The sequence below is a fragment of the Clostridium guangxiense genome (assembly GCF_021043395.1).
GTDB classification, from domain to species: Bacteria; Bacillota; Clostridia; order Clostridiales; family Clostridiaceae; genus Clostridium_S; species Clostridium_S guangxiense.
The window spans coordinates 96,133-121,346 of sequence record NZ_JAJNKE010000005.1 but is presented as its reverse complement, the minus strand read 5'-3'; the positions used below and the strand labels follow the sequence as shown (position 1 = coordinate 121,346).

General features: G+C 31.0%; 16 protein-coding genes. All 16 read left to right on the top strand.

Going from position 1 to position 25,214, the window contains the following annotated elements; all coding sequences use genetic code 11:
- The first annotated feature begins 12 nt into the window (after positions 1-12).
- The 16 genes from radC (at position 13) to LQK79_RS05815 (ending at position 25,009) form a co-directional block, all read left to right on the top strand.
- Positions 13-699, top strand: coding sequence for a RadC family protein (gene radC / locus LQK79_RS05890; protein WP_231015889.1), 687 nt, complete (start codon positions 13-15; stop codon positions 697-699).
- A 20-nt stretch (positions 700-719) separates the two neighbouring features.
- Positions 720-1,727 carry a rod shape-determining protein gene (locus LQK79_RS05885; RefSeq protein WP_231015888.1) on the top strand — a complete coding sequence of 336 codons (1,008 nt, stop codon included), beginning with the start codon at positions 720-722 and terminating at the stop codon, positions 1,725-1,727.
- Positions 1,728-1,736: 9 nt separating this feature from the next.
- Positions 1,737-2,588, top strand: a complete 852-nt coding sequence (gene mreC / locus LQK79_RS05880; RefSeq protein ID WP_231015887.1) for a rod shape-determining protein MreC — start codon at positions 1,737-1,739, stop codon at positions 2,586-2,588.
- Between the two features lie 18 nt (positions 2,589-2,606).
- Positions 2,607-3,098, top strand: coding sequence for a rod shape-determining protein MreD (gene mreD / locus LQK79_RS05875; RefSeq protein WP_231015886.1), 492 nt, complete (start codon positions 2,607-2,609; stop codon positions 3,096-3,098).
- A 16-nt stretch (positions 3,099-3,114) separates the two neighbouring features.
- Positions 3,115-5,826: a peptidoglycan D,D-transpeptidase FtsI family protein gene (locus tag LQK79_RS05870; protein WP_231015885.1), complete on the top strand. Its 2,712-nt coding sequence runs from the start codon at positions 3,115-3,117 to the stop codon at positions 5,824-5,826.
- Between the two features lie 151 nt (positions 5,827-5,977).
- Entirely contained in the window at positions 5,978-6,610 is a 633-nt protein-coding gene (gene minC, locus LQK79_RS05865; protein ID WP_231015884.1) for a septum site-determining protein MinC, read from the top strand.
- A gap of 78 nt (positions 6,611-6,688) precedes the next feature.
- Positions 6,689-7,288, top strand: a complete 600-nt coding sequence (locus LQK79_RS05860; RefSeq protein ID WP_231015883.1) for a metal-dependent hydrolase — start codon at positions 6,689-6,691, stop codon at positions 7,286-7,288.
- Positions 7,289-7,481: 193 nt separating this feature from the next.
- The gene (locus LQK79_RS05855; RefSeq protein WP_231015882.1) at positions 7,482-8,459 is read left to right on the top strand and encodes a GH25 family lysozyme; all 978 of its coding nucleotides are present in this window, start codon (positions 7,482-7,484) and stop codon (positions 8,457-8,459) included.
- Positions 8,460-8,966: 507 nt separating this feature from the next.
- The gene (locus LQK79_RS05850) at positions 8,967-10,298 is read left to right on the top strand and encodes an ABC transporter substrate-binding protein (protein WP_231015881.1); all 1,332 of its coding nucleotides are present in this window, start codon (positions 8,967-8,969) and stop codon (positions 10,296-10,298) included.
- Positions 10,299-10,357: 59 nt separating this feature from the next.
- A complete protein-coding gene (locus tag LQK79_RS05845; protein ID WP_231015880.1) occupies positions 10,358-11,326 on the top strand; it encodes a carbohydrate ABC transporter permease in 969 nt (322 codons plus the stop codon).
- Positions 11,326-12,153 carry a carbohydrate ABC transporter permease gene (locus tag LQK79_RS05840; protein WP_231015879.1) on the top strand — a complete coding sequence of 276 codons (828 nt, stop codon included), beginning with the start codon at positions 11,326-11,328 and terminating at the stop codon, positions 12,151-12,153. The genes LQK79_RS05845 and LQK79_RS05840 overlap by 1 nt, the downstream gene beginning before the upstream one ends.
- A 25-nt stretch (positions 12,154-12,178) precedes the next feature.
- Positions 12,179-15,337, top strand: a complete 3,159-nt coding sequence (locus tag LQK79_RS05835) for a hypothetical protein (RefSeq protein ID WP_231015878.1) — start codon at positions 12,179-12,181, stop codon at positions 15,335-15,337.
- A gap of 15 nt (positions 15,338-15,352) precedes the next feature.
- On the top strand, positions 15,353-16,696 hold the full coding sequence (locus LQK79_RS05830; RefSeq protein WP_231015877.1) for a glycoside hydrolase family 30 protein: 1,344 nt from the start codon (positions 15,353-15,355) through the stop codon (positions 16,694-16,696).
- Positions 16,697-16,731: 35 nt separating this feature from the next.
- Positions 16,732-17,748, top strand: a complete 1,017-nt coding sequence (locus tag LQK79_RS05825) for a LacI family DNA-binding transcriptional regulator (protein WP_231015876.1) — start codon at positions 16,732-16,734, stop codon at positions 17,746-17,748.
- A gap of 28 nt (positions 17,749-17,776) precedes the next feature.
- Positions 17,777-20,467, top strand: a complete 2,691-nt coding sequence (locus tag LQK79_RS05820; protein ID WP_231015875.1) for a GH36-type glycosyl hydrolase domain-containing protein — start codon at positions 17,777-17,779, stop codon at positions 20,465-20,467.
- A gap of 603 nt (positions 20,468-21,070) precedes the next feature.
- Positions 21,071-25,009, top strand: coding sequence for a galactose-binding domain-containing protein (locus LQK79_RS05815; protein WP_231015874.1), 3,939 nt, complete (start codon positions 21,071-21,073; stop codon positions 25,007-25,009).
- Positions 25,010-25,214: the final 205 nt, after the last annotated feature.

Sequence of the window (25,214 nt, the reverse complement as noted above, 5' to 3'; positions counted from 1 at the left end):
AAAGGATAAATTATGAATAATAATTTTAGACTTACAGATTTACCGTTAAATGAAAGACCTAGAGAAAGACTTTTACGATATGGCGCGGAAACACTATCAAATAGTGAACTTATTGCCATTATACTTGGAAATGGTACATCTAAGGAAAATATACTTTCTATAAGTACGAGGCTTTTAAAAATCACTGGAGGGCTTAATGGACTCTTAAATTCAAGGGCTGATGAACTTGTAGAGGTTAGAGGAATAGGAAAGGTTAAGGCTGTTCAGCTTTTAGCTTTAGGTGAATTATCTAAAAGATTTAAATCGTATAAGTCTGGTGAAAATTATAAAATATTGAATTCTAGGGATGCCTCTAAGCTTGTTATGGATGAGCTTAAGGTATTTGACAAGGAACATCTTTATGTTATTATGCTTAATACAAAAAATATAGTTATAAAAATTTCTGATGTTTCAGTTGGAAGCTTGAATTCTTCTATAGTACATCCGAGAGAAGTTTATAATGAACCTATAGTTAAACATGCAGCATCTATTATAATATGTCATAATCATCCATCTGGGGATCCTGAGCCTAGTATTGAGGATATTAATATAACTAAGAGACTCAAAGAATGCGGAAAAATAATAGGTATAGAGTTGTTGGATCATATAATTATTGGGGATGGAGTTTATATAAGTTTAAAAGAAAAAGGAATAATATAGATTTGAAAGGAGAAAAATTAATGGGATTTTTTGGAATATCTAGAGACATGGGAATAGATCTTGGAACAGCAAATACTTTAGTTTACATAAAAGGAAAAGGTATAATATTGAGGGAGCCATCAGTAGTAGCAATAAACACTAGAAATAAGCAGGTGCTTGCTGTTGGTGAAGAAGCAAAAAAAATGATAGGAAGAACTCCTGGTAATATAGTTGCAATAAAACCATTAAAAGATGGAGTAATTGCAGATTTTGATGTTACAGAAAATATGCTTAAAAGATTTATAAGCAAAACAAGTGCTAAAAGTGCTTTTGCAAGTCCTAGAATACTTGTATGCCATCCTTCAGGAGTTACAGCAGTTGAAAGAAGAGCAATTAAGGAAGCAACTAAAAGAGCTGGTGCAAGAGAAGTAAAAGTTATGGAAGAGCCTATGGCAGCAGCTATTGGAGCAGGACTTCCTGTAGAAGAACCAATGGGAAGTATGATTGTAGATATAGGTGGAGGAACTACTGAAGTTGCAATAATATCACTTGGAGGTATTGTTACAAGTAAATCACTTAGAATTGCTGGTGATGAGCTTGATCAAGCAATTATAAGTTATATAAAAAAAGAATACAATCTTATGATTGGTGAAAGAACTGCTGAAAATATAAAAATGACTTTAGGATCTGCTTTCAAAGTTAATGATACTGAAGAAATCATGGTTATAAAAGGTAGAGATTTAGTTACTGGGCTTCCAAAGGATATAGAAATTGGAGAAGAAGAAGTTAGGTCAGCTTTGAATGAGCCAGTATCTGCAATAATAGATGCAATAAAATTAACTCTAGAGAAAACACCACCAGAACTTGCAGCAGATATTATGGATAAAGGAATAATGCTTGCAGGAGGCGGTGCACTTCTTAGAGGATTAGATAGTTTAATTAATAAAGAAACCCATATGCCTGTACATATAGCCGAATCACCTCTTGACTGTGTTGCACTTGGAGCTGGAAAAGCTTTAGACCATTTTGAAAAATTATCTGACGATTAAGGATAAAGAATGAAACTTTTTAAAAATAAGCTGACAGTAACAATAATTGTTCTGTCAGTTAGCTTTTTGATGTTAATTGCTTACAGCTTCAAAAGAAATAGTGCATCTTTTGTTGAAGATGGTGTGGGAACAACACTTAATACAGTACAGGGTTTTTTTTATAAAATAAATGATAATATAAAAGATTTTTTGGGTTTTGTCGTTAATTTTTCTGATGTTAAGAGTGAAAATGCTGCTCTTAAAGATAGAAATTCGCAGCTTGAGAAGAAGGCTTTACTATATGATTCCTTAAAAAAAGAAAATGATGAACTTAAAAAGGAGCTTAATTTTCAAACAGATAGGGACGAGTTTAAATATATTGGCTGTGAAATAATTGGAAACAGCGGGGGAAACGTATTAAAAAGTTATATAATAAGCAGAGGAAGTAAGGATGGAATTGCTAAGGGAATGGCAGTATTAAATGCAGATGGCCTTATAGGTATAATTTCTTCTGTAAGTACTAATTATTCTACAGTTGAAACTATTTGCAATGAAAGCACAGCAGTTGCAGCTTCTATAAATAGAACAGGTGATAATAGCGGCGTTTTAAAAGGATATGTAGATAGTGATAATGAAAATTTAGCTCAGCTTATAATGCTGCCTTTAAATACTGATATCAAAAATGGAGATGTAATACGTACTTCTGGAATTGGAGAATATTATCCTAAGAATATACTAATTGGAAAGGTAATAAGCGTTCAAACCAATGCTAGTAAAGGGGAAAAGCAGGCTATAGTAAAGCCATATGTAAATTTTGATAAGCTTGAAAGAGTCACTGTAGTTATCCCTAAGGATAAGAGAGAAATTAAATATGATAACTAAAATGTCAGGTGATTTTGTATGAAAAAGTATATTGTATTAGCAGTAATAATTTTATTGCTACAAATCTTAGATAATTGCGTAGTTCCATTCATTGGTATAAATGGCTATTCCCCTAGCCTGTTATTTGTATTTGCGTTAAGTTACTCTATAGTAAATGGTGATTGGTCATGTCTCTGGATTGGGCTTATTACTGGGTTTTTGCAGGATATTAATTTCTTTAATGGATTTGGAGTTAATTTGTTTACTAATGTTTTAATATGTTTTGCAGCAGGAATAGTAGGTAAAAATCTTTTTAAAGAGAAAATATTTATACCTACCATAAGTATATTTGTTATGACTTTTGTTAAAGGATTATTAATATTCGTTATTTTATATATGTGCGGCGAAAATACAAATGTAAACATCAGTTTTTATAATGCGCTTTATAATTTTGTTGTATCCATTTTTATGTATAAAGCTGTATATAAGTTGTGTCAAAAAGATTATATGATTAAAAAATGGGGATTTTAAAGGAGAGATACCACATATGAAAAAAAATAAGGAAAAGAAATTTACAAGATTTACGGCTTTAACCGTTATTATCTTAATTGTATTTTCCGCTATATGTACAAAACTCGTTTATATGCAGATTGTTGATGCGCAAACTTATAAGACAAAAGCTAATACTAAGGCTCACAAGTTCATAAAGGAAGATGCGGCAAGAGGTAATATAATAGATTCCTCAGGAAAAGTTCTTGCTACAACGAAGCAAAGTTATAATGTTACTTATTTGGAAACAGACTCAACTAAGAAAGTATTTTATAATACTATGGCAAAGGTATTTTATATGCTTGATAAAAATGGTGAAACTCAAAGTGATGACTTTCCAATAAAAATAAATGGCAGCACCTATTCCTTTGATTTTAACACTACGAATCCTAGTGAAATAAAAATTGATACCATAAAATTTTTATCTGATAGAGGTTTTAGAGATAATATAATAAAAAATTTATATGGGAGCAAAAAGTGGGATGCTCTCACAACTGCTGAACAGGATAAGGTAAAAAGTTATTTACTTAAGGTATCACCTAAATATGCTTTTGAAAAGCTCAGAGGTAAAAAAGTGTATGATATACCTGACTCTTACACCATTACTATAGATGGAAAAACTGTAAGTAAAAAATGTACTCTAGATGATATTAGGAGATTTATGGTTGTAAGAGATGCAGTTAAAATGCAAAGTTATTCTGGATATAAATCTGTTGATATTGCAAGCAATGTAAAAAGGGAAACAGCTATATCGTTTTTACAAAAGCTAAATGAATTACCTGGAGTAGATATAGAAGATGAGCCTATAAGAAATTATCCTTATGGACAGCTTGCGTCAAATGTAATTGGATATATAGGCAAAATAACGCCAGCAAGTACTGATGAATCGGATTCATATACTGAAAGAGGATATGATGTAAGTTCAGATCTTATAGGAATATCTGGCCTTGAAGCGGCAGAAGAAGATAGATTGAAGGGGACTGCTGGTGGAAGAGTTGTAGAAGTAAACAAAAATGGAAGAGTAATAAACGAATTTGCAAGTAAAGATGCTTATCCAGGTCAAAATATTAAAACAACCATAAATGCTGATGTTCAATATGCAGCAGAACAAGCGCTTAAAACAGCATTAGAGAATTTACGTAAAAATCCAGATGGCCCTCATAATTCTTACACTGGAAATGCTACAAGAGGAGCAGCAGTTGCTATAGATGTAAATACTGGTGGAGTCATAGCACTTGCATCTTACCCTAATTTTAATCCAAATGACTTTGCAAATCCTAATGGTCTTTCTGATGAAGCTATGAAAAAGTATTTTCCAACTGTAGATGAGCAGATAAAAAATTTAAATTTAACACAAGAGCAAAAGGATTTTATGTTTCCTATAGATAAAAGTACAGGGCAAAGAACAGATGCCTATGATTATTTGGCAAAACCTCTTTACAATTATGCAACTTTAGGTCTTACTCCTCCAGGTTCAACTTTTAAGCCACTTACAGCAATAGCGGGACTTGAGACAGGAGTAATAACACCATATACATCTGTAGATGATCCTGGCTATTTTACTGACAATGGTAAGATAATAGCAAGATTTGATGCTGATGGAGCAATGGGTACTATTGATTTAGTTACTGCTATAGCAAAGTCAAGTAATACGTACTTTATGTCAGTTGGTAGATGGTTAAGACAAAAGTTTGGAGAAGATATAATAGCAAAATATGCATGGAAATTTGGGCTTGGAGTGCAGCCGAATTCAGGTGTAAGTGCATCAACGGGAATTGAAATACAGGAAAATTTTGGTCAAGTATTCAACTCCTATAGTATAAGAAGTAACTTTGGACAGCAGGCTGCATGGAAGGTTATGCAGGATCTTAAAAATAAATCCTATATGAAAAGAGATTTATCTATAGATTTATATACCAGTGATTCAGATACTAAAGAAGTTGCAAATTTGAAAGCAAGTATAAAAAGTGAAATAAAAAATTCCATTATTTCAGGTAAACTTGATAAGAATAAATTTATGGAGTTGTTTAATAAACTTATGGAAAGTAGTCCTACTTATAAAGGAATCACGCTTTCAGATACGGATATGAATTCTATTCTTAGAGGAGTAAATGGTGTTGTAGCAACATATGTTGATCAAGCAAGATATCCAGCTAATACCTATTTTGCATCTATAGGACAAGGTAATGATAACTTTACTATTCTTCAAATTGCAAATTATATTGCTACTATAGCAAATGGTGGTAAGAGGTATAAAGTACACCTTGTAGATCAAATAACTGATCCTACCGATGGAAGTGTAGTATTTAAAAATAACCCTGAAGTTATTGAAGATACTAAAGTAAGCCAGTCAACACTTAACACTGTAAAAGAGGGAATGAAAAAGGTTAACATTATTGGTACTGCAGCTGGTAAGTTTAGTAATTTCCCATTTGAAACAGCGGGTAAGACAGGTACGGCAGACCCATTTAGTACTAATGAATTTGAGCAAAAAATAGGTAGAACATCTTATGCACTTTATGTTGGCTTCGCACCAGCAGATAATCCTAAAATTGCAGTTGCTACTATACTGTATGATGGTGGATTCGGAGGCGGAAGTACTGATGTAGCAAAGGCTATATACGAGGCTTATTTCAATAAAATAGAAAAAACAGCTAACTTCCCTAAAGAATTTCCAATGGACGCAGCAGCAGAGACTGATGGTAAATAGTTAGTATTTTGTTAAGCATGCCACTTCATATTAAAATTGAAGTGGCATATTTTTATATTAAAATTCAAATTATACTTTACAAAGAAGGATTTTATAATAAAATGTTGAATTATAATTAAATGACTACATTAAACATGTGTGGAGGGTTAATATGTTTAAAGACGGAATAGTGCTAAAAGGAAATAGAGAAGGACTTAATGTAGTAATAAGCATAAATAATTTTAGAGATTTTGATGAGATGCTGGAGGTTTTAATAGAAAAACTATCTAAAGGCAAGAGATTTTATAAAGGTGCTACTTTAAGAATAACAATATCTCTTAAGGAGATAAGTGATAGAAATTTAAGAAGGCTTAAGGATATTCTTTTTGATGAATTTCTTATAAAAGATTGTATCTTTGAAGATTTTGAAGAAAAAAGCAGTAAAGTTTTTAATGGAATATATGAAGGAAGAACTAAATTTTTGCGTAGAACAATACGAAGTGGACAAATAGTAAATTATTCTGGAAATATAGTAATAATTGGAGATGTAAATCCTGGTTCTCAAGTTTATGCAGCAGGTAATATAATTGTATTTGGAGTTTTAAGAGGCGAAGTTCATGCAGGCATAAATGGAAATGAAAGAGCTATAATAGCTGCTTTTAAGCTTGAACCTGAAATTTTGCAGATTGCTAAGAGGATTTCTAGATCGCCGGATAATGATGAAAAACCTAGTTATCCAGAAGTAGCTAAATTAAAGGGAAATTCTATAATAGTGGAACCTTATTTACCTAATAAATTTATCTAGCCTAGTTTATATGCTTTGTGATATAATGAATAAGAACATTCGTTCTGGAAATTTAAATTCACAAAGGATGGTATTAGAATGACAGGTAAGACGCACATGACAATAGGAGTTGCTGCATCTGCAGCGTTTTTATCAACAAGTCACCCAACACCTCAAAAATTTATCATTGGGCTTTCATTAGGAATGATAGGTGCTTTAATGCCAGATATAGATATTAAAACAAGTAAAATAAGCAGTTTTGGTAGGACAGTATTTGCTTATATTTTTGTTATATTGGCTATAGCTGGATTTGTAGTTTATAAAGGAAATATACATTTTAGTCAAATTAAATTTAATTATAAACCCAATTCAATGATTGAATATGGCATTATTGTAGTAGCCTCATGTGTTGCATTTAGTAAGCTTACCAAACATAGAAGCTTTTCACATAGTATATTAGGACTCATTTTGTTTTACATAGGATTTAGAATGCTTATTGGAGAAATGTCATCATATTTTGCCATAGGATTTATTTCACACATATTAGCTGATTTGATTACAAATAATGGAGTGGAATTAATGTATCCAATGAAAAGTAAAGTGACTTTAAAACTTGTAAAAAGTGGTTCTAAACTTGACCACATAATAGGCATAGCATCATTTGTACTTTTCGTATATATAACAATCAAAACTTTCTAATTTAAGTAAACATGAAAAATAACCTTTTGTAAGCAGTCAGTATTTAAAGACTGCTTTTTATAATGTTTAAAACTATACTTATAGCTTCACAAATTAATATTAAATATCTTTTTTGTGAGAATCTACGCATAAAATGAATATTATGATTATATAAGGGTTAAGATTTTTCTGTTAACATTAGGAGGAATGATTGATGAATGGGATAGATATTAGCAATTTAAATGGAAGTGTAAACATTGCTGCTGTAAAAAATAGTGGATATGGGTTTATAATTTCTAAAATTACTGAGGGAAGTACTTTTATAGATAAATACGGAAAGCAAAATGTAGCGAATACGAAGGATAACGGAATTATTGCTGGAGCATACCATTTCGCAAGGTTTACAGATAAAGCTGGTGCTATTAGGGAGGCTAGCTTTTTTAAACAAAATTGTCCTTCAAATGTAGACTTTGTGGTTTTAGATTTTGAACAACAATGCAGTGGAGATATGACAGAAGCTTGTTTAGCTTTTTTAAATAGCATATCATCTATAACTACTGCGCTAATTTATTGTAATCCTAATTATATAAATCTTCATCTAAATTCAAATATAACAAGGTATCCTTTGTGGATAGCACATTATGGAGTGTCAAGTCCAAGTACGCCAAAGTGGGGTACTTATGCTATATGGCAGTATTCATCAACTGGAAGAGTTAATGGGGTAAATGGAAATGTAGATTTAAATGTTAGTGGCCCAAGTTTTAATATTAAGTCAAATAGTTCCACTAACTCAAATAATAATTTATCTATAAGGCTGCAACAAGAGTTAAACAGTATGATAAATGCAAATCTTGTAGTTGATGGAATTTTAGGATTAGCTACTACAGCTTCAATTAAAAAATTTCAAACAATAATGGGTCTTTCTGCGGATGGTATCCCAGGAATAAAGACTTGGGGAGCCATAAATCAAATAAGAAGTTATCCAACAGCTGGAGTAAATTATCCTCACTATGAATATGCAACAAGATGGATACAATGGCGTGTTGGAGCATCAATAGATGGTATATTTGGAAGAGGTACTGAACGTAAAGTAAAAGACTTTCAGATAAATGTTAATAGAAATCATGGTGAAAGGCTTGTAGTCGATGGAATAGTGGGCAAGGAAACATGGAGGTGTATGTTTAAATACTAAGTAGAATATGAGATGCTGTAATATTTATTTCACATGAAATTGCATCAGCTGGGGAATAATGGTATGATTAGTGCGTTTATGTGGGCATTAATCTAAGAAATTGTTAAAAATCATTCTTCTCTTGTGGAGGTGGAATTATCAAAATAAAATAGTAAGGGACTAAATGTCCTTTTCTATTTTATCTTGAGTTCAAAGATAATTTAATTAAATAAAAAATAAAGAACTTTACAAAATCTAAAAAAGGGTATACAATGTATTTGTAAACGTTATTTATGGCATGATAGCATGTTCGAAATCGGTTTTGTATTTTAAATGAAACATTGGAGCTTTTATTTTACAAATTTTCAAAACTTGTTTTAAAAGCTAAAAAAGCCAAAAAAAAAATTGCAATTTTTTTTACAGTTTTTCGAAACTGGTTTCGAAAAGCTAAAATTCTTTTTGAAAAGAACTAATTTAATAAATATTGTTCTTTAGTAAAAATTTATTTAATTATAGGGGGAATGTCTTATGAAACTTAAAAAAATAATGTCACTTGTTTTATCAGGATTAATAGTAACATCGCTTGTTGGATGTGGATCAAGTAGTAAAACAGCAAAAGATAATGGAAACGGAAAAATAGTAGTATGGACATTGTCAGATGACTTAAAGAGTTTTGCAAAACATTATCAAGAACAAAACCCAGGAAAAAAAGTTGAAGTCACTGTTATAGCTCCAGCAGATTATGTAACCAAAGTTACAACTGCATTGAGAGGTAAATCAAAAATTCCAGATATTATAGTTGGTGAGCCTCAAATGATTCCAAATTATTTTGAAGCTGGATTTTGCGAAGATTTAACAAAAGAACCGTATAATGTAAAGCAATACAAAAATCAAATTGTAAATTATGTATATGAAGCCGGTAAAGATCCTAAAGATGGGAAAGTTAAAGCTTTAAGTTATCAAGTTACTGCAGGTGGAATTACTTATCGTAGAGATATAGCTAAAGCTGTTTGGGGAAATGATGATCCAGATTTTATTGCTGGAAAGTTTAAGGATTTTGATGCGATTTCTGAAACAGCTAAAGAATTATCTGCTAAAGGATATAAAATATTTGCAGATACAGGAGATTTAGCACCTTTTGTTTATGGTAAAGATCCTGAACCATGGGTTAAGGATAAAAAATTAATGGTTACAAAAGATAGATTAGCTTATGTAGATGCGGCTGTAAAGTTATATCAAGAAAAATTAGTTGCATTTGCACCCCAATGGTCTCCAGCTTGGTATGCGTCAATGGCAGGTTCAATTCCAACAGATACTGGTAATGGGGATTTAAAGAAAGCAAATCCTAAAGCAGCTAAAACTGAAGTATTCTCATATGCATTACCAACATGGGGAAGTTTAATAATAAGAGATAATGCTAAGAACAATATTGGTAAATTTGGAGTCACAACAGGACCTAATGCATATTTCGCTGGTGGAACATTTATGGCTATTAGTAGCTATAGTGAGAATAAATTAGCAGCTTGGAACTTTATTAAGTATTGTACTTTAAATGAGAATACAGCTAAATGGTGGATTAAAGAATCAAAAGGTGATGTTGTTTCGAATATTGCAGCACTTGAGGCTAATAAGGATATGAAAAATGAAGCCTTTGGCGGTCAAAAGACTTATGCTTTTTGGTTAGAGCAAGCTAAAAAAGTTGATTACTCATTGGTTACTAAATATGATGATCAAATTGGAAAATTCTTTGGACAAGCAATAGAATCAATTCAAAAAGGTAAAATGTCAAAAGAAGCTGCTTTGAAAGATTTCTATAAAAATGTTAAAACTGTATATCCACAAATAGAAGTACCTAATTAATGGGTAAAAGGGTGAGGATTTTCCTCACCTTTTAAAAAATTTAGATAGAGGTGAAGAATTTGAGTTTAGATAAGAGTGCATTAGAAGCAAAAGCCAGCATTGTAAAATTAAAACCTAAAAGAGCAAAAGGTATAAATGATGTAAATAAATTTGGGTATTTATTCATATTGCCATTTCTAATCACATTTATAGTATTTAGCATTTATCCTATATTAAGAACCTTATATTTAAGTTTTACTAGCTTTAATGGATTTGGTGAAGCAAAATTTATAGGAGTTGATAATTATACTCGTGTTTTAAGTGATAAACTTTTTTGGACTGCTTTTTTAAATACATTGAAAATTTGGGGTATTAATATTGTACTTCAACTTGGAATAGCATTTTTATTAACTATTATATTTAGTGATATAAAATATAAGATTAAAGGATTAAGTGTTTTTAGAGCATTGTTTTACTTGCCTAATTTGATTTCAGCTGCGTCAGTAGCATTTTTATTTAAAAGCTTAATGGATTGGCAATATGGCTCAATTAATCAATTATTATTAAATCTTGGAATAATACATTCCAAAATAGATTGGTTAGGACAAACACAAACAGCACCGCTTGTAGTTTCAATTATTGGAGCATGGATGTGGTTTGGAAATTCATTTATAGTTTTAATGGCAGGAGTTCAAGGTATATCTAAAGATTATTTTGAAGCGGCAACTATTGATGGCGCAGGAAGATGGACAATATTTGGTAAAATAACTTTGCCGCTTTTAAAGCCAATTTTGTTGTATGTTGCAATTACTTCACTTATTGGAGGCCTTCAAATATTTGATATTCCATTCTTGATTACAGACGGACTTGGAAGCCCATCTAATTCGTTAAATACTATGGTTATGTACTTATATAATACTGCATTTAAATATAATAATGTTGGTTATGCAGCAGCAATTGCCTATGTAATGTTTATTATAATTGCAATATTTTCAGCATTTACATTTAAATCTATGTATCATTCAGTAAGGAAGAAGGGGGCAAAATAATGGCTACGAAAATCAAAAAAATTATAATATACGCGGCAATAATATTTTTAAGCATTTTGTGCTTAGCTCCATTTCTGGTCATGTTAGTTAATGCAACACGTGACAGTAAAGAGATAATGTCTGGATTTACATTTATTCCTGGAAATGCATTGATGAAAAACTGGGAGTTGATGTCTGGATTCTTTAATATATTTAGAGGACTTGGAAATAGTTTGTTTATTTCAGTATGTTGTACATTTTTAACAGGGTATTTTTCAGCTTTAACAGCGTATGGTTTTGCAATTTATAAATTTAAGGGTAAAGATTTCATATTTACCATAATATTAGTATTGATGATGGTTCCAGCTCAATTAGGATTGTTAGGATTTTATGATTTGGTAAATAAGTTAAATTTGATGGATAGTTATATACCACTTATAATACCGGCTATAGCAAGTCCTTTTGTAGTATTTTTCTTAAGGCAATATTTAACTTCAGTATTGCCAATGTCAATAATTGAGGCAGCAAGAATGGATGGAGCTAGTGAACTAAAAACATTTCATAAAATTGGCATGCCAATTATGATGCCCGGAATAGCAACAATGTCAATAGGTGTATTTATAGGATCTTGGAATAATTATTTGATACCATTAGTGTTGTTAACTAGTCCAAAGAAATTTACGTTGCCAGTTATGGTAGGTTCATTAAGTGCATCAAAAGATATAGTCAATAATTTAGGGGCAACTTACTTAACAGTTGCAATATCTGCGTTACCTATTATGATAGCTTTTGCGTTTTTCTCAAAATATATCATTAGCAGCATATCAGCAGGTGGCGTTAAAGAATAAAAAATTAAGTAAGAGGTGTTTTATTATGGAGACAAAGAATATAATAAAAAACGATTTTATAGATGAATTGGGATTTTATGTTATAGAAAACTATGATAAAAAAGCTCCATTTGCTAGTTTTCTATCAGGTATTGCTGGAGTGGAAGGAGTTCCCATGTGGTCGTTCTATGTTAATAGAGGACAGGCTATAAGTAGTATTGGAATAAGAGATAAAAATAATTGCATAATGGAATTTTTTCCAGCTAATGAGGCTTATAAGATGGTATATAGTAATGGTTTTAGAACTTTCTTGAAAGTTATAGCTGAGGAAAAACAATTTGTTTATGAACCATTTTCTGTGACTACAAATGAAAAAATAAAAAGAATTATAAAAATAAAGAATAATGAATTAAGATTAGTTGAAATAAATAATGAATTAAATATAAATATAGAAATCACCTATTTCACACTTCCTAATGAGAAATTTTCAGCATTAGGAAGGAAACTGAAAATCATAAATAAATCTAATGAGAAAATTAATATTGAAATATTAGATGGATTATCAGCTATATTACCATATGGATCTAAAAATATGGAATATAAAGAATGTGGTAATACATTAAGAAGCTGGATGCAGGGAGAAATTAAAGAAGATAAAACTGCTATATATAAAGTTAGATCTTCAACAGGAGATACAACAAAAGTTGATAAAGTGGAAAGCGGTTATTTTTATGTGGCTTTCGATGAAAATAAAAATATTTTAGATCCAATAGTTGATCCAGAAAATATATTTGGATGTGATACATCTTTAAGTAAACCGTTGGAATTTAAAAATGTTAATATTGAGGAATTACAAAATAACAATGATGTTTGCTATAATAAAGTTCCTTGTGCGTTTACAGGAAAAGCAGCACTTTTACATGGAAAGGATAAAACTTGCATATATAGCTACATAGGTTATATGAACAATAGTGAAGATATTAACAAATCATTGGATAAAATATGTGATAAAAACTATTTTAATGCTAAAGTAAATGAAAGCAATGAAATAATAGAAAATATTAGCAAAAACGTCTATACTAGATCTTCATATCCTTTATTTGATGCTTATATAAAACAATGCTATATAGATAATGTCTTAAGAGGAGGATATCCATTAGAGGTAGGTGATCATAATAAGAAGGTTTATTATGTATATTCAAGAAAACATGGAGATTTAGAAAGGGATTATAACTTTTTTAGCATAGAACCTAACTTTTATTCTCAAGGAAATGGAAATTTTAGAGACGTTAATCAAAATAGAAGAATGGATGTGTATATTCATCCATTTACTAAAGAAGAAAATATTAAATTGTTTAGTGATTTAATACAATTAGATGGTTATAATCCTTTGGTTATTGAAGGTAAAAAATTTTATATAGACAGCAAGGTGAAAGAGCAGATATTAAAGTTATTTAATAGAGGCGATCTACAAAAACTGGAAAAAGTATTATGTGACAGATTTACATTAGGTGAATTATATTCTGCTTTAAGAAGTATAGGGGATATTCAAAGTGAAAAAATAAATGAATTAATGAATAGTATTATAGAGTTGTCAAAAGAAGAAATAGAGGCAGAGTTTGGAGAAGGTTTTTGGATTGATCACTGGACTTACAATCTTGATTTAATAGAGCAGTATTTAAATATTTATCCAGATAAAATAAGACAATTATTAATTGAAAATGAAAGCTATAAATTTTATAATTCGCCAGAATATGTTTTGCCAAGAAGTGAAAAGTATGTTTTGGATCATGGAAAAGTAAGGCAATATGCAGCATTAGGAAAAAAAGAAAAATTAAAAGATAATTGGATTTGTGATAAAAACGGCAATTTATATAAAACAAATTTATTTACAAAACTATTAATTCTTGCAGGAATTAAATTTATGACTTTAGATCCTATGGGAATTGGAATAGAAATGGAAGCAGGAAAGCCAGGTTGGAATGACGCCATGAATGGACTACCAGGACTGTTAGGCTCAAGTTTTGCAGAAACGGCTGAATTAAAAAGATTGCTGCTATTTATACAAGAAAATATGTCGATTGTGGAGAATCATGTAAATATACCCGAGGAATTTTATGAAGCAGTATATAAAGTAAAAGAATTACTTTCATTGCAGTTAAATAACGAATTAGATGAAATAGAATATTGGGATAAAGTTTCTTATATAAGAGAGGAGTATAGGGAAAAAATTAAATATTCGATAAGTGGGAAGGTTTGTAATGTAGATGCTAATACCATTAGGGCTATTATAGATAATATGATTTCTAAAATTGATTTAGGAATTAAAAAAGCGAAAAGTATGAATAAAAACAACATTCCTACGTTTATGTATTATGAGGCGAAAAGGTATGAAATAGATGATAATCGAAAAATAAAGCCTATAGAGTTCAAAGTTAATTTTTTACCGCTATTTTTAGAAGGACCTGCTAGATATTTTAAGACAAAATTAAATATTGAAGAAAAGAAAGAAATTTATAAGTCAATTAAAAATAGTGGCATTTATGATGAAAAATTAAAGATGTATAAAACTTCAGAGTCATTGGAAGATGTATCGTTTGAAATCGGAAGAGCTAGAACCTTCACAGCTGGGTGGCTTGAAAGAGAATCTGTATTTATGCATATGGAATTTAAATATATTTTAGAGTTAATAAAAAATGGATTATATGAAGAATTTTTTAATGATATAAAAACTATACTTCCACCATTTATGAATCCAGAAGTATATGGAAGAAGCATATTAGAAAATTCATCCTTTATTGCAAGCAGCAGTAATCCTGATAAAAGAAATCACGGAAGAGGGTTTGTAGCAAGATTAAGTGGCACTACTGTAGAAATGCTTAATATTTGGGAATTGATGATGGTAGGAAAAAATTTATTTACATGTGAAAATGAAATTTTAAAATTTAGGTTAAATCCTATTTTGACGAAAGATTTCTTTAACAATGGTGTTTTAACTACAACAATTTTAGGCGATATAAAGCTTGTTTATACGAATGTAAACAATAAAGATACTTTTGGACAAGAAAAAGGAAGTATAGTCGAAATTAGGTTGATTGATAAGAATAACGGTGTAACTACATTTAAAGGAAATGAAGTATGCATGGAATTTGCTGAAAGAATTAGAAATAAAGAAATAGTAGAAATTCAAGCTGCTATCTTATAAATTAGGAGGATAAAAATGAATAAATTTAATGTATATGTAACGTCTAAAAACACAGATGATAGACTAAAGTGCTATGAATTAGAAAATTTTATTATAAATAAGGATGTAAAAGTTGAAAATAGTGTTAAAATAAATACTAATAGGAAATATCAGAAGATACTTGGTTTTGGAGGAGCTTTAACAGAAGCAAGTGCCTATGCTCTTTCTAAAATAGAAGAAGATAAACAAAAAAAAGTGTTAGAATCTTATTATAGTAAAGAAAAAGGAATAGGTTATAGCTTCGCCAGAGTGCATATAAATAGTTGTGATTTTTCCTTAGGAAATTACAGCTATGTAGAAGATGGAGATACAACATTAGAAACATTCTCCTTAGAAAGGGATGAAAAATATGTACTCCCATTAATAAGAAAAGTTAAAAAGATGGCTAATGATAACTTAAATATATTAGCAAGTCCATGGAGTCCTCCACAATATATGAAAACCAATGGTGAAATGAATAATGGCGGTAAGCTTAGAGAAGACTGTAAACAATTGTGGGCAGATTATTATGTAAAATATATAAATAAGATGAAAGAAAAAGACATAGATATTTGGGGAGTTACAGTTCAAAATGAACCAGCTGCATGTCAGGTATGGGATTCTTGTTTGTATACAGCTGAAGAAGAAAGGGATTTTGTGAAATACTTCTTGGGACCAACAATGCATAAAAATGGATTAGAAGATAAGAAGATAATAATTTGGGATCATAATAGAGATATAGTTTATGATAGAGCGAAAACCGTGCTTGAAGATAAGGAAGCAGCTAAATATGTATGGGGAACAGGAATACACTGGTATGTTTCTGAAGAATTTTCTAATACATCAAAGGTTCATGATGAGTTTACTGATAAACATATTATTTTTACTGAAGGATGTCAAGAAGGTGGAGTAAAATTAGAATCTTGGGATACAGGAGAAAGGTATGGTAGAAATATAATTGGAGATTTAAATAATTATATAGAAGCTTGGTTGGATTGGAACATTGCTCTTGATGAAACAGGAGGTCCAAATCATGTTAATAATTTGTGTGATGCTCCAGTAATAATTGACAGTGTAACAAAGAAAGTTCATTACAATAGTTCATTTTTTTATATTGCACATTTTAGTAAGTTTATAAAGAAAAATGCAGAAAGAATTTATAGCAATGTCAATGGTGAAAAAATACATGCAGTTAGTTGTATAAATGAAGATAATTCTTTATGTATGGTAATTATGAATGAAGGAAACCAAGATAAATTGGTTAAATTAGAAATAGATGAAGTAAGTACAATAATTGAACTAAAAGCAAATTCGATTTATACTATTGTGCAAGAACAATAATCGGAAATTTTCTGAAGAAGAGAGATGTGTATATAATGAGTACAATTTATGAAATAGCAAAAATTGCAGGAGTTTCGCCAACTACAGTATCAAAAGTAATAAATAATTATCCAGATGTAAGTGATAAGACTAGAGCTAAGATAAAAAAAATACTTGATGAAGAAAACTTTTTACCAAGCCCACAAGCTCAATTTTTATCAACCAAGAAAACCTGGACATTAGGTATTGTATATTTCGAAAATCTTGGAGTGGGACTTACACATCCATTTTTTTCAGGCGTAATAGAGGCTTTTAAAAGACAAGCAGATAAATATGGATATTCATTGTTATTTGGTTCTAAAAATGATAGATTAAAGAACGATACTTTTTTGGAATATTTTAAGTATAAATCTGTGGATGGAATTGCTATAATTTGTACTGACCCAAATGATAAAGAAACATTGGAACTTATAGAAAGCGATTTTCCGATTGTAGTAATAGATATGTTTAATGAAGATACATCAACAGTGGCGTCAGATAATATGGAAGGGTGCTATTTAGCTGTTAAATATTTATATGATTTAGGCCATAGAAGAATTGCACATATAATTGGTGCTAGCAAATCAGATAATTGGGCAAGTAATATAAGAAGAAAAGGCTATGAAAAAGCTATGGAAAGGTTAGGATTGGAAGTAATTGATGGATATATTGCAGATGGGATAAATTTTGATGTTAGCGGTGGTTACAGAGCAATGAAGGAATTGTTAAAGCTGAAAGAAATACCAACAGCAGTATTTGCAGCTGCTGATAAGATAGCACTTGGTGCAATAGATGCATTAAAAGATGAAGGATTAAGTGTGCCAGGTGATATTTCTATAGTAGGATTTGATGATATTGAATTAGCAAGGTATGTAACTCCAAGATTAACCACTATAAGACAGAATCGTGAAGAAATTGGCAAAACCGCAGTTGATTTGCTAGTAAAACAGATTAATGGAAAGACTAAACTCAAAATTAATAAAATAATACCAGTGGAGCTTATAGAAAGAAATTCTTGTAAGAGAATAGAATAGTAGAAATATTGTAAAGGTGGTTTGCAGTATGTTAGGGTACAAATTTTTAAATAATAAAGGAGATTTTAAATTAAAAGATCCAGAGAGAAATAGCTATATGTATTTTCCACTTGCAAATGAGGCTGGAGTTATGTCAAGTATAACTCCAACTTTAAATGGAGATTGTAAGATGGGGCAAAATACATTTATACTTTCCCCAGTAAGTAGTGAAAATCTTCACAATAATAAGTCATCAAGAAATTTTTGGATATATATTGATGGGATAGGTGAATGGTCCGCTACTGGAGTTTCATCAGCTCAACAGGCTGAAATTTTTAGCAAAGATAAAGAAGAATCAGAGCTAGAAGCTGGAATAATGTGGCATAAAGTAACTAGGAAATCAAAAAAATATGGTATAAAAAGTGAGATAACATCATTTGTTCCAGCGATAGATGAAAAAATAGAGTTAATGAAGGTAACGGTAACTAATATTGATAATAAGTATAAAAAAATAACACCAACAGCAGCAATACCATTATATTGCCGTTCTGCAGACAATATTAGAGATCACAGACACGTAACTTCACTTTTGAACAGAATAAAAACTACTGAATATGGAGTTGCCGTAAATCCAACGTTAACTTTTGATGAAAGAGGACATAAAAAAAATACGATAAGTTATGGAGTTTTTGCTGCAAAGGGAAATGGGGAAAAAACAGTAAGTTTTTGTCCAATAGTAGAAGAGTTTATTGGAGAAGGAGGAACCTTTGAGGTTCCAAAAACTATAATATTAAATGAGCAATTTAAGGTTAAGGCTAACACTAAATTAGAAGGCTATGAAGCAATTGGAGCAATACGTTTTGAAGATGAAATAATAAAAAAGAATGAATCTAAGACATATATTATAGCCATAGGATTTGGAGATTTTGATGGTGCTTTTCATAAATACTTATCCGAAACCGCTTTTGATAGTCTTCTTCAAAATACTAAATTGTATTGGGATAAAAAAATAAATATTTTATATGAGACACAAGATAAGCAATTTGACATTTGGATGCATTGGGTTAATTTCCAACCAATGCTTAGAAGAATTTATGGCTGTTCGTTTTTGCCGTATCACGATTATGGTAAAGGCGGAAGGGGATGGAGAGATTTATGGCAAGATTGTTTGGCATTATTGGCAATGGATACAGGCAATGTTAGAAGAATGCTTTTAGATAATTTTGGTGGAGTTCGCTTTGATGGAACTAATGCTACGATTATTGGAACAAAGCAGGGTGAGTTTATCGCTGACAGAAATAATATTACTCGTGTTTGGATGGATCATGGATCATGGCCATTTTTAACTACAAAGCTTTATATAGACCAAACTGGAGATATAGAATTTCTTTTAGAAAAACAGAATTATTTTAAAGATCTTCAAGAGGTAAGAGGATTGGAAAAGGATCTTTTATGGAACTTAGAACAGGGAAATAAGTTGATGACTTATGAGCATGAAGAATATAAAGGAACAATTTTGGAGCATATTTTAATACAACATTTAACGGCTTTCTATGATGTGGGTGAGCATAATAATTTAAAGCTTCATGGTGCTGATTGGAATGATGGACTTGATATGGCAAGTGAGAAAGGCGAAAGTGTTGCTTTTAGTGCCCTTTATGCAGAAAATCTTTCTGATATTGTAGAATTATTAAAATGTTTAAGGGACAAGAAGAATATTAGAAATGTAGAATTTGCTGAGGAACTGTTGATACTTTTAAAAGGGAATGATGAACTTTATGATAATGTAGAAGAAAAACAAGAATTATTAAGAAGGTATTGCTATAGCTGCAGACGTAATATTAGTGGAAAAGTTATTAATATGAAATGTGATGAGCTCATTTCTAATATTAATGGAAAAGCAAAATGGCTTAAGAATCATATAAGAAAGAATGAATGGATTACTAGTAAAGAAGGATACAGCTGGTATAACGGTTATTACGATAATAATGCTAGAAGAGTTGAAGGGGACAATAAGTATGGAGTTCGCATGATGTTAACAAGTCAAGTATTTACCATAATGAGCGGTATTGCTACCGAAGAGCAAGTAAAAAATATAATTAAAGCAGCAGATAACTATCTTTATGATAAATCAATAGGTGGATATAGATTAAACACTAATTTTAATGAAGTAAAAACTGATTTAGGAAGAATGTTTGGTTTTGCTTATGGTCATAAAGAAAATGGAGCTGTATTCAGTCATATGGCAATCATGTATGCAAATGCACTTTATAAGAGAGGTTTTGCAAAAGAAGGTTTTAAAGTTATTGATACTCTTTATAATCACTGCAATAATTTTGATGTAAGTAGAATTTACCCAGGTGTACCTGAATATATAAATGAAAAAGGAAGAGGCATGTATCACTATTTAACTGGAGCGGCAAGCTGGTTAATACTTACTGTAATATCCGAAATGTTTGGAATAAAAGGAGAAATGGGCAATTTAGTGTTTTTACCCAAAGTACTATTGAGGCAATTTGATGATGAGAATAAAGTTGCTATTGAAATGAATTTTGCGGAACGAAAGCTTAGAATTGAATATTTGAATGAATACAAGAAGGAATATGGCGAGTATAGTATAAGTGAAATTTATATTGATGATCAGAAATATAAATTTTTTGAATATCCAAAGATAGAAAGAAAAATAATAACTTCTCTTGATAAGGAGACAAAGCATATTATAAAAATAATACTTAAATAATATTATAAAATGCAAATTTCAAAGTAGTCTGTATAATTTTTAAAATGATTAATTGTTATACAGGCTATTTTTTATGAAATAATTCAGATTATTAGAGCTTTATTAGAAAAAGTTTTCCTATGTATTAAAAAGGTGCCTTTGCTAGCGAATAGTTAACATCAGAGGGGATTATTTTAGGGGATATGATTAAGAAATTTTTTGATAACAAAGTGTTTAAACACTTTGCTATTTAGCTGTTACACTACTTTAAAAAAGTTAAACACATTGTTTTGCGTTTAAAAATATAATAAAACCTGTGTGTATTGCTTATATTAGTGTTTGGTATAAGATTTGCTATATGTTAAATATAACAAAGCTACTTTTAATTTTTCAGGAAGTTTTATTATATTATAAAAAATTTGATTATAAGGAGGTGAAAACGTTTCGACATAGTAATTCATTATTAAATAAAAATTAATGTTTATTACAGATTTTCGAAACCGATTTAGAAGTTAAAATTTTATAATATATGATACCTAATAACTTACTTTTTAAATAAGTATGCTGTATTAAAAAAATTAAAGGGGTGGAATAATGTATAAAAAAGTGTTTATGAAGAGGTATATGTTAAAAAAATTAACTGCTATTTTACTTACCTGTTTTATAATTTTTGGTATGTTTGAGATGCGTTCCACGCAAATTGTAAAGGCTCAAACTTCTCCGTATTTAATTTCTTTAAATAGGGCAACCTATGCATCTTCTTCAAATGGAGCAAATACTTCAGACAAAGCCGTAGATTCGGACAATAGTTCACGTTGGGAATCGGAGTGGGGAAAAGATAATGAGTGGATCTATGTAGATTTGGGTTCTACAGCATCACTTTCAGATGTTAAAATCAAATGGGAGGGTGCTTATGCTTCACAGTATGTAATAGAAGCTTCTGATGATGAAGACACCTGGCATACAATTAGTCCAGTTATAGATGGCAAAGGTGGAGATGAAGATATTGTAGTAAGTGGCACAGGAAGATACGTACGTCTGCATCTTATTAAAAGAGCACTTAGTAATTATGGCTACTCAATTTATGACTTTCAGGTATATGGTACAGGAGGATTAAATCCACCACCAGCACCTTTAGGAGAGAATATAGCTTTAAACAAGCATGCAGTAGCATCTTCAGTTGATAAACAATGGTATATTACTGATGGTCAAGTAGATCCTGATAAAGCAGTTGATGGGAATCTAGGTACTCACTGGGGCTCTGAAATGGATGATTTGCAATGGATATACGTTGATTTAGGAAGTTCGCATACTATAGGAAGAGTCATATTAGATTGGGATTCACCTGCAAGGAGCTATGATATAGAGGTGTCAGATGATGCTGCTAACTGGAAAAAAGTTTATAGACAATTAAATGGTAGAGGCGGAGAGGAAAATATTCAATTATATGCAACTGGAAGATATGTAAGAATGAGTGGGATAACAAGAACTACTACGGGTGAATTTGGATTAAAAGAATTTAAGGTTTACGATTATGTTACTGGAGATCCTCAACCCGTTTATACAATACCAGATTTACCTACCCCTGCAGTTACACAAGTTGGAAATGGCAGCTACTTAACGGATCCTAATAAATTTCCTCAGCCAGCTGAACCTTATGAAAAAACAAGCAATATAAATACTCCAATTCCATCAAATGATTGGTGGCAATCAATATTAATAAAAAATCTAGGAAATCCGTTGATAACGTTACCTTTAAAAGCTAAATATTCAAAACAGGGTTTAGGAGTATTAACTCCAAGTGCAGGTTGGGTTCAAGGAAACTCCGTTGAGACAGAAAGAAACATAGATTTTTACTTAATGTCAAATACAATAGATACTGCTAAGATGAACAGTAAAATAAGTGGATATGGTGATTATTCTGCGAGTGTTGTATTAAGTGATAACGATGCAGAAAAAATGAAAACTACTTTTGTAAAAGGCTCACCATATATATTCTCTCAGTTTAGCGATCCTAATTCTGTTGAGTTATATTCAACAGTAATTACAAAAATATATGATGATAACAATAATGCTGTATTATTAAACGATGGAGAAACTATAACTGCAGATCATATTGGCATAGAAGTAACAAATGTAGATGGGGCACCTACGCCAAGTAATATTAAGAAATATTATGGAATATTTGCACCTCAAGGTACTGTCTTTAAAAAGGTAGGAGCTAAGATTAAAATGCAGCTAGGAGGCGGACAAGGCTATCTTTCAATTGCTACTATGCCTGCTGCTAGTAATTTAAATTATTTCTATCAACATGCTTATGCTTTTGTTACAGATACTAAAGTAAACTATAATTATGATCCTGTAAGTTCGAATGTTACTACAAACTTTACAGTTATTACTGACTTAAAGCGTACAGATCTCTCTAAGAATACATTAATGTGCATGCTTCCAGGTCAATGGAAGGCTAGCTCAGATTCAACTACTAATCTATCATATCCTTCTGTAAGAGGAACTCTTAAGGTACATGAAGGAAATTCCTTTAGTACAGTAGATAAGTTTAATGGAATAGTTCCTCAATTCACTGAACCTTTAAACGATGGATATTCACGTGATGAATTGCTTAAGTATCTTAAAGGGTTAGATGATGATACTACTTCAGGTTACATGAACGGAGATGCTTATTGGCAAGGAAAAGCACTGCATCCGTTAGCTGAGGGTGTGCTCGTGGCAGACCAGATTCATGCAACGGATTATAGAGATAAGTTCCTTGCTAGAATTAAGGGGATTTTAACTAATTGGTTAACTTATACACCAGGAGAAACTGAAGGCTATTATTTTGATTATAACCCAGAATGGGGAACATTAATTTACAAAAATAGTGAGTTTGGTGCAAATGTGGGTATTACAGATCACCACTTTACTTATGGATATTTTACTTTTGCGTCAGCAGTATTAGCTTCCTATGATGATGCCTTCTTAAAGAAGTACGGTCAAATGGTAGAAATGTTAATAAGAGATTATGCTAATCCATCAAAAACAGATGATAAATTTCCTCAATTTAGAAATTTTGATCCATATGAAGGTCATTCTTGGGCAGGTGGATATGCTGATAATGAAGATGGAAATAATCAAGAAGCAGCAGGAGAATCCTTATTTGGTTGGGTAGGAGAATATCTATGGGGAAAGGTTTCGGGAAATACTACCTATAGAGATGCTGGAATATATGGTTTTACTACAGAATTAAGATCAGTAAAACAATATTGGTTTAATTATGATGGAGATAACTGGGTGCCAGATTATAAACATAAGACAGTAGGACAAGTATATGGAGCCTCTAACTTTTATGGTACTTTCTTTAGTGGGGATCCAGTATGTATTTATGGAATACACTGGCTTCCAACTTCAGAGTATTTAACAAACTACGGTATAGAAAATGATAAGGACAAGGCAGCAGCTTTATATGAAGGTATGAAGGAAGACATTATAGCTAACTATAATAATAGTACTGATCCTAATAAGGGAGCAGCACCAGACCCTAATGATCCAGAATCAGGCTGGCGTCATGTAACATGGCCAATTGAATCCTTAAGTGATCCAGCAGCAGTGCTTACTAAGTGGGATCCATCAAAGGTACAACATAATGAGACCTATAACACTTATTGGTTTGTAAATAATATGGCAACTCTTGGACAACGTACAAATGAAATATGGGCAGAAAACGGAGATGCTAGTGTATACAAAAATGGTAATTCGTTCACAGCTTTAATATGGAATCCAGGTAGTACTCCTTTAACTGTAAAATTTCGTAATGCTTCTGGAGAAATTGGATATACAACTGTACCAGCAAAATCTTTAGTTTCAGTTAATCCAATGATAAAAGATTCTGTGAGTAAATCATCATTAGCAGCAGAACTGAAATATGTAAGCAAGTTTAAAGCAAGTGACTATACAACTGATTCTTGGGCGACTTTAGCTTCAGCTATAACTGTAGGTAAGGATATTTCAAATAATTCATCAGCAACATATGGTCAAGTTAATGTAGCCGTACGAAAATTATATAGTGCAGTTAATGGTTTAGTGAAAACAACAGTTACTTCTGATCAAGATGTTAATGTAGCACTTAATGTAAAAGCAGTATCCTCATCAAATGAAGCTGATGGGCTTGGACCTCAGAATGTTACTGATGGTAATAGTGGAACCAGATGGAGTTCAAATTGGATGGCAAATAAAGATAATCACCCAGAATACGTATATGTAAGTTTAGGGAATCCTTATTTTATAGATAATGTAAAAATATCTTGGTCAGATGCTTATGCTAAAGGATATGATATCCAGGTAGCAGCAGTTAATCCAGAAGATGAAAGCAGTTGGAAAACTGTTAAATCAGTTACCGATGGTAATGGCGGAGATGTAAGTTTAGATTTTTCGGTTATTACTGCAAAATATGTAAGAATATACTGTAAGTCTCCTGCAACTCAATATGGATATTCAATTAAGGAGATTGGTGTTTATGCTAGTAATAATACAGTAACAGTGGATAAAGCAAAAAAATTGCTGAAGTAAATATATTTGAAGTTGGTAATAATTTGTAACTAAAAAAATATAATATAAGTCAAGAATTTTTCAAGAAAACTTTCTGTTTTAGGAGGAAATCAATATACTAGTAAAAGGTTCAAAAACAAATTTAATAAGGTGAGTACTATTTTCAAAACATGACCAGAATTTAGCGATGTGATATATGTTTTAATTTAAATGATGATACAATATA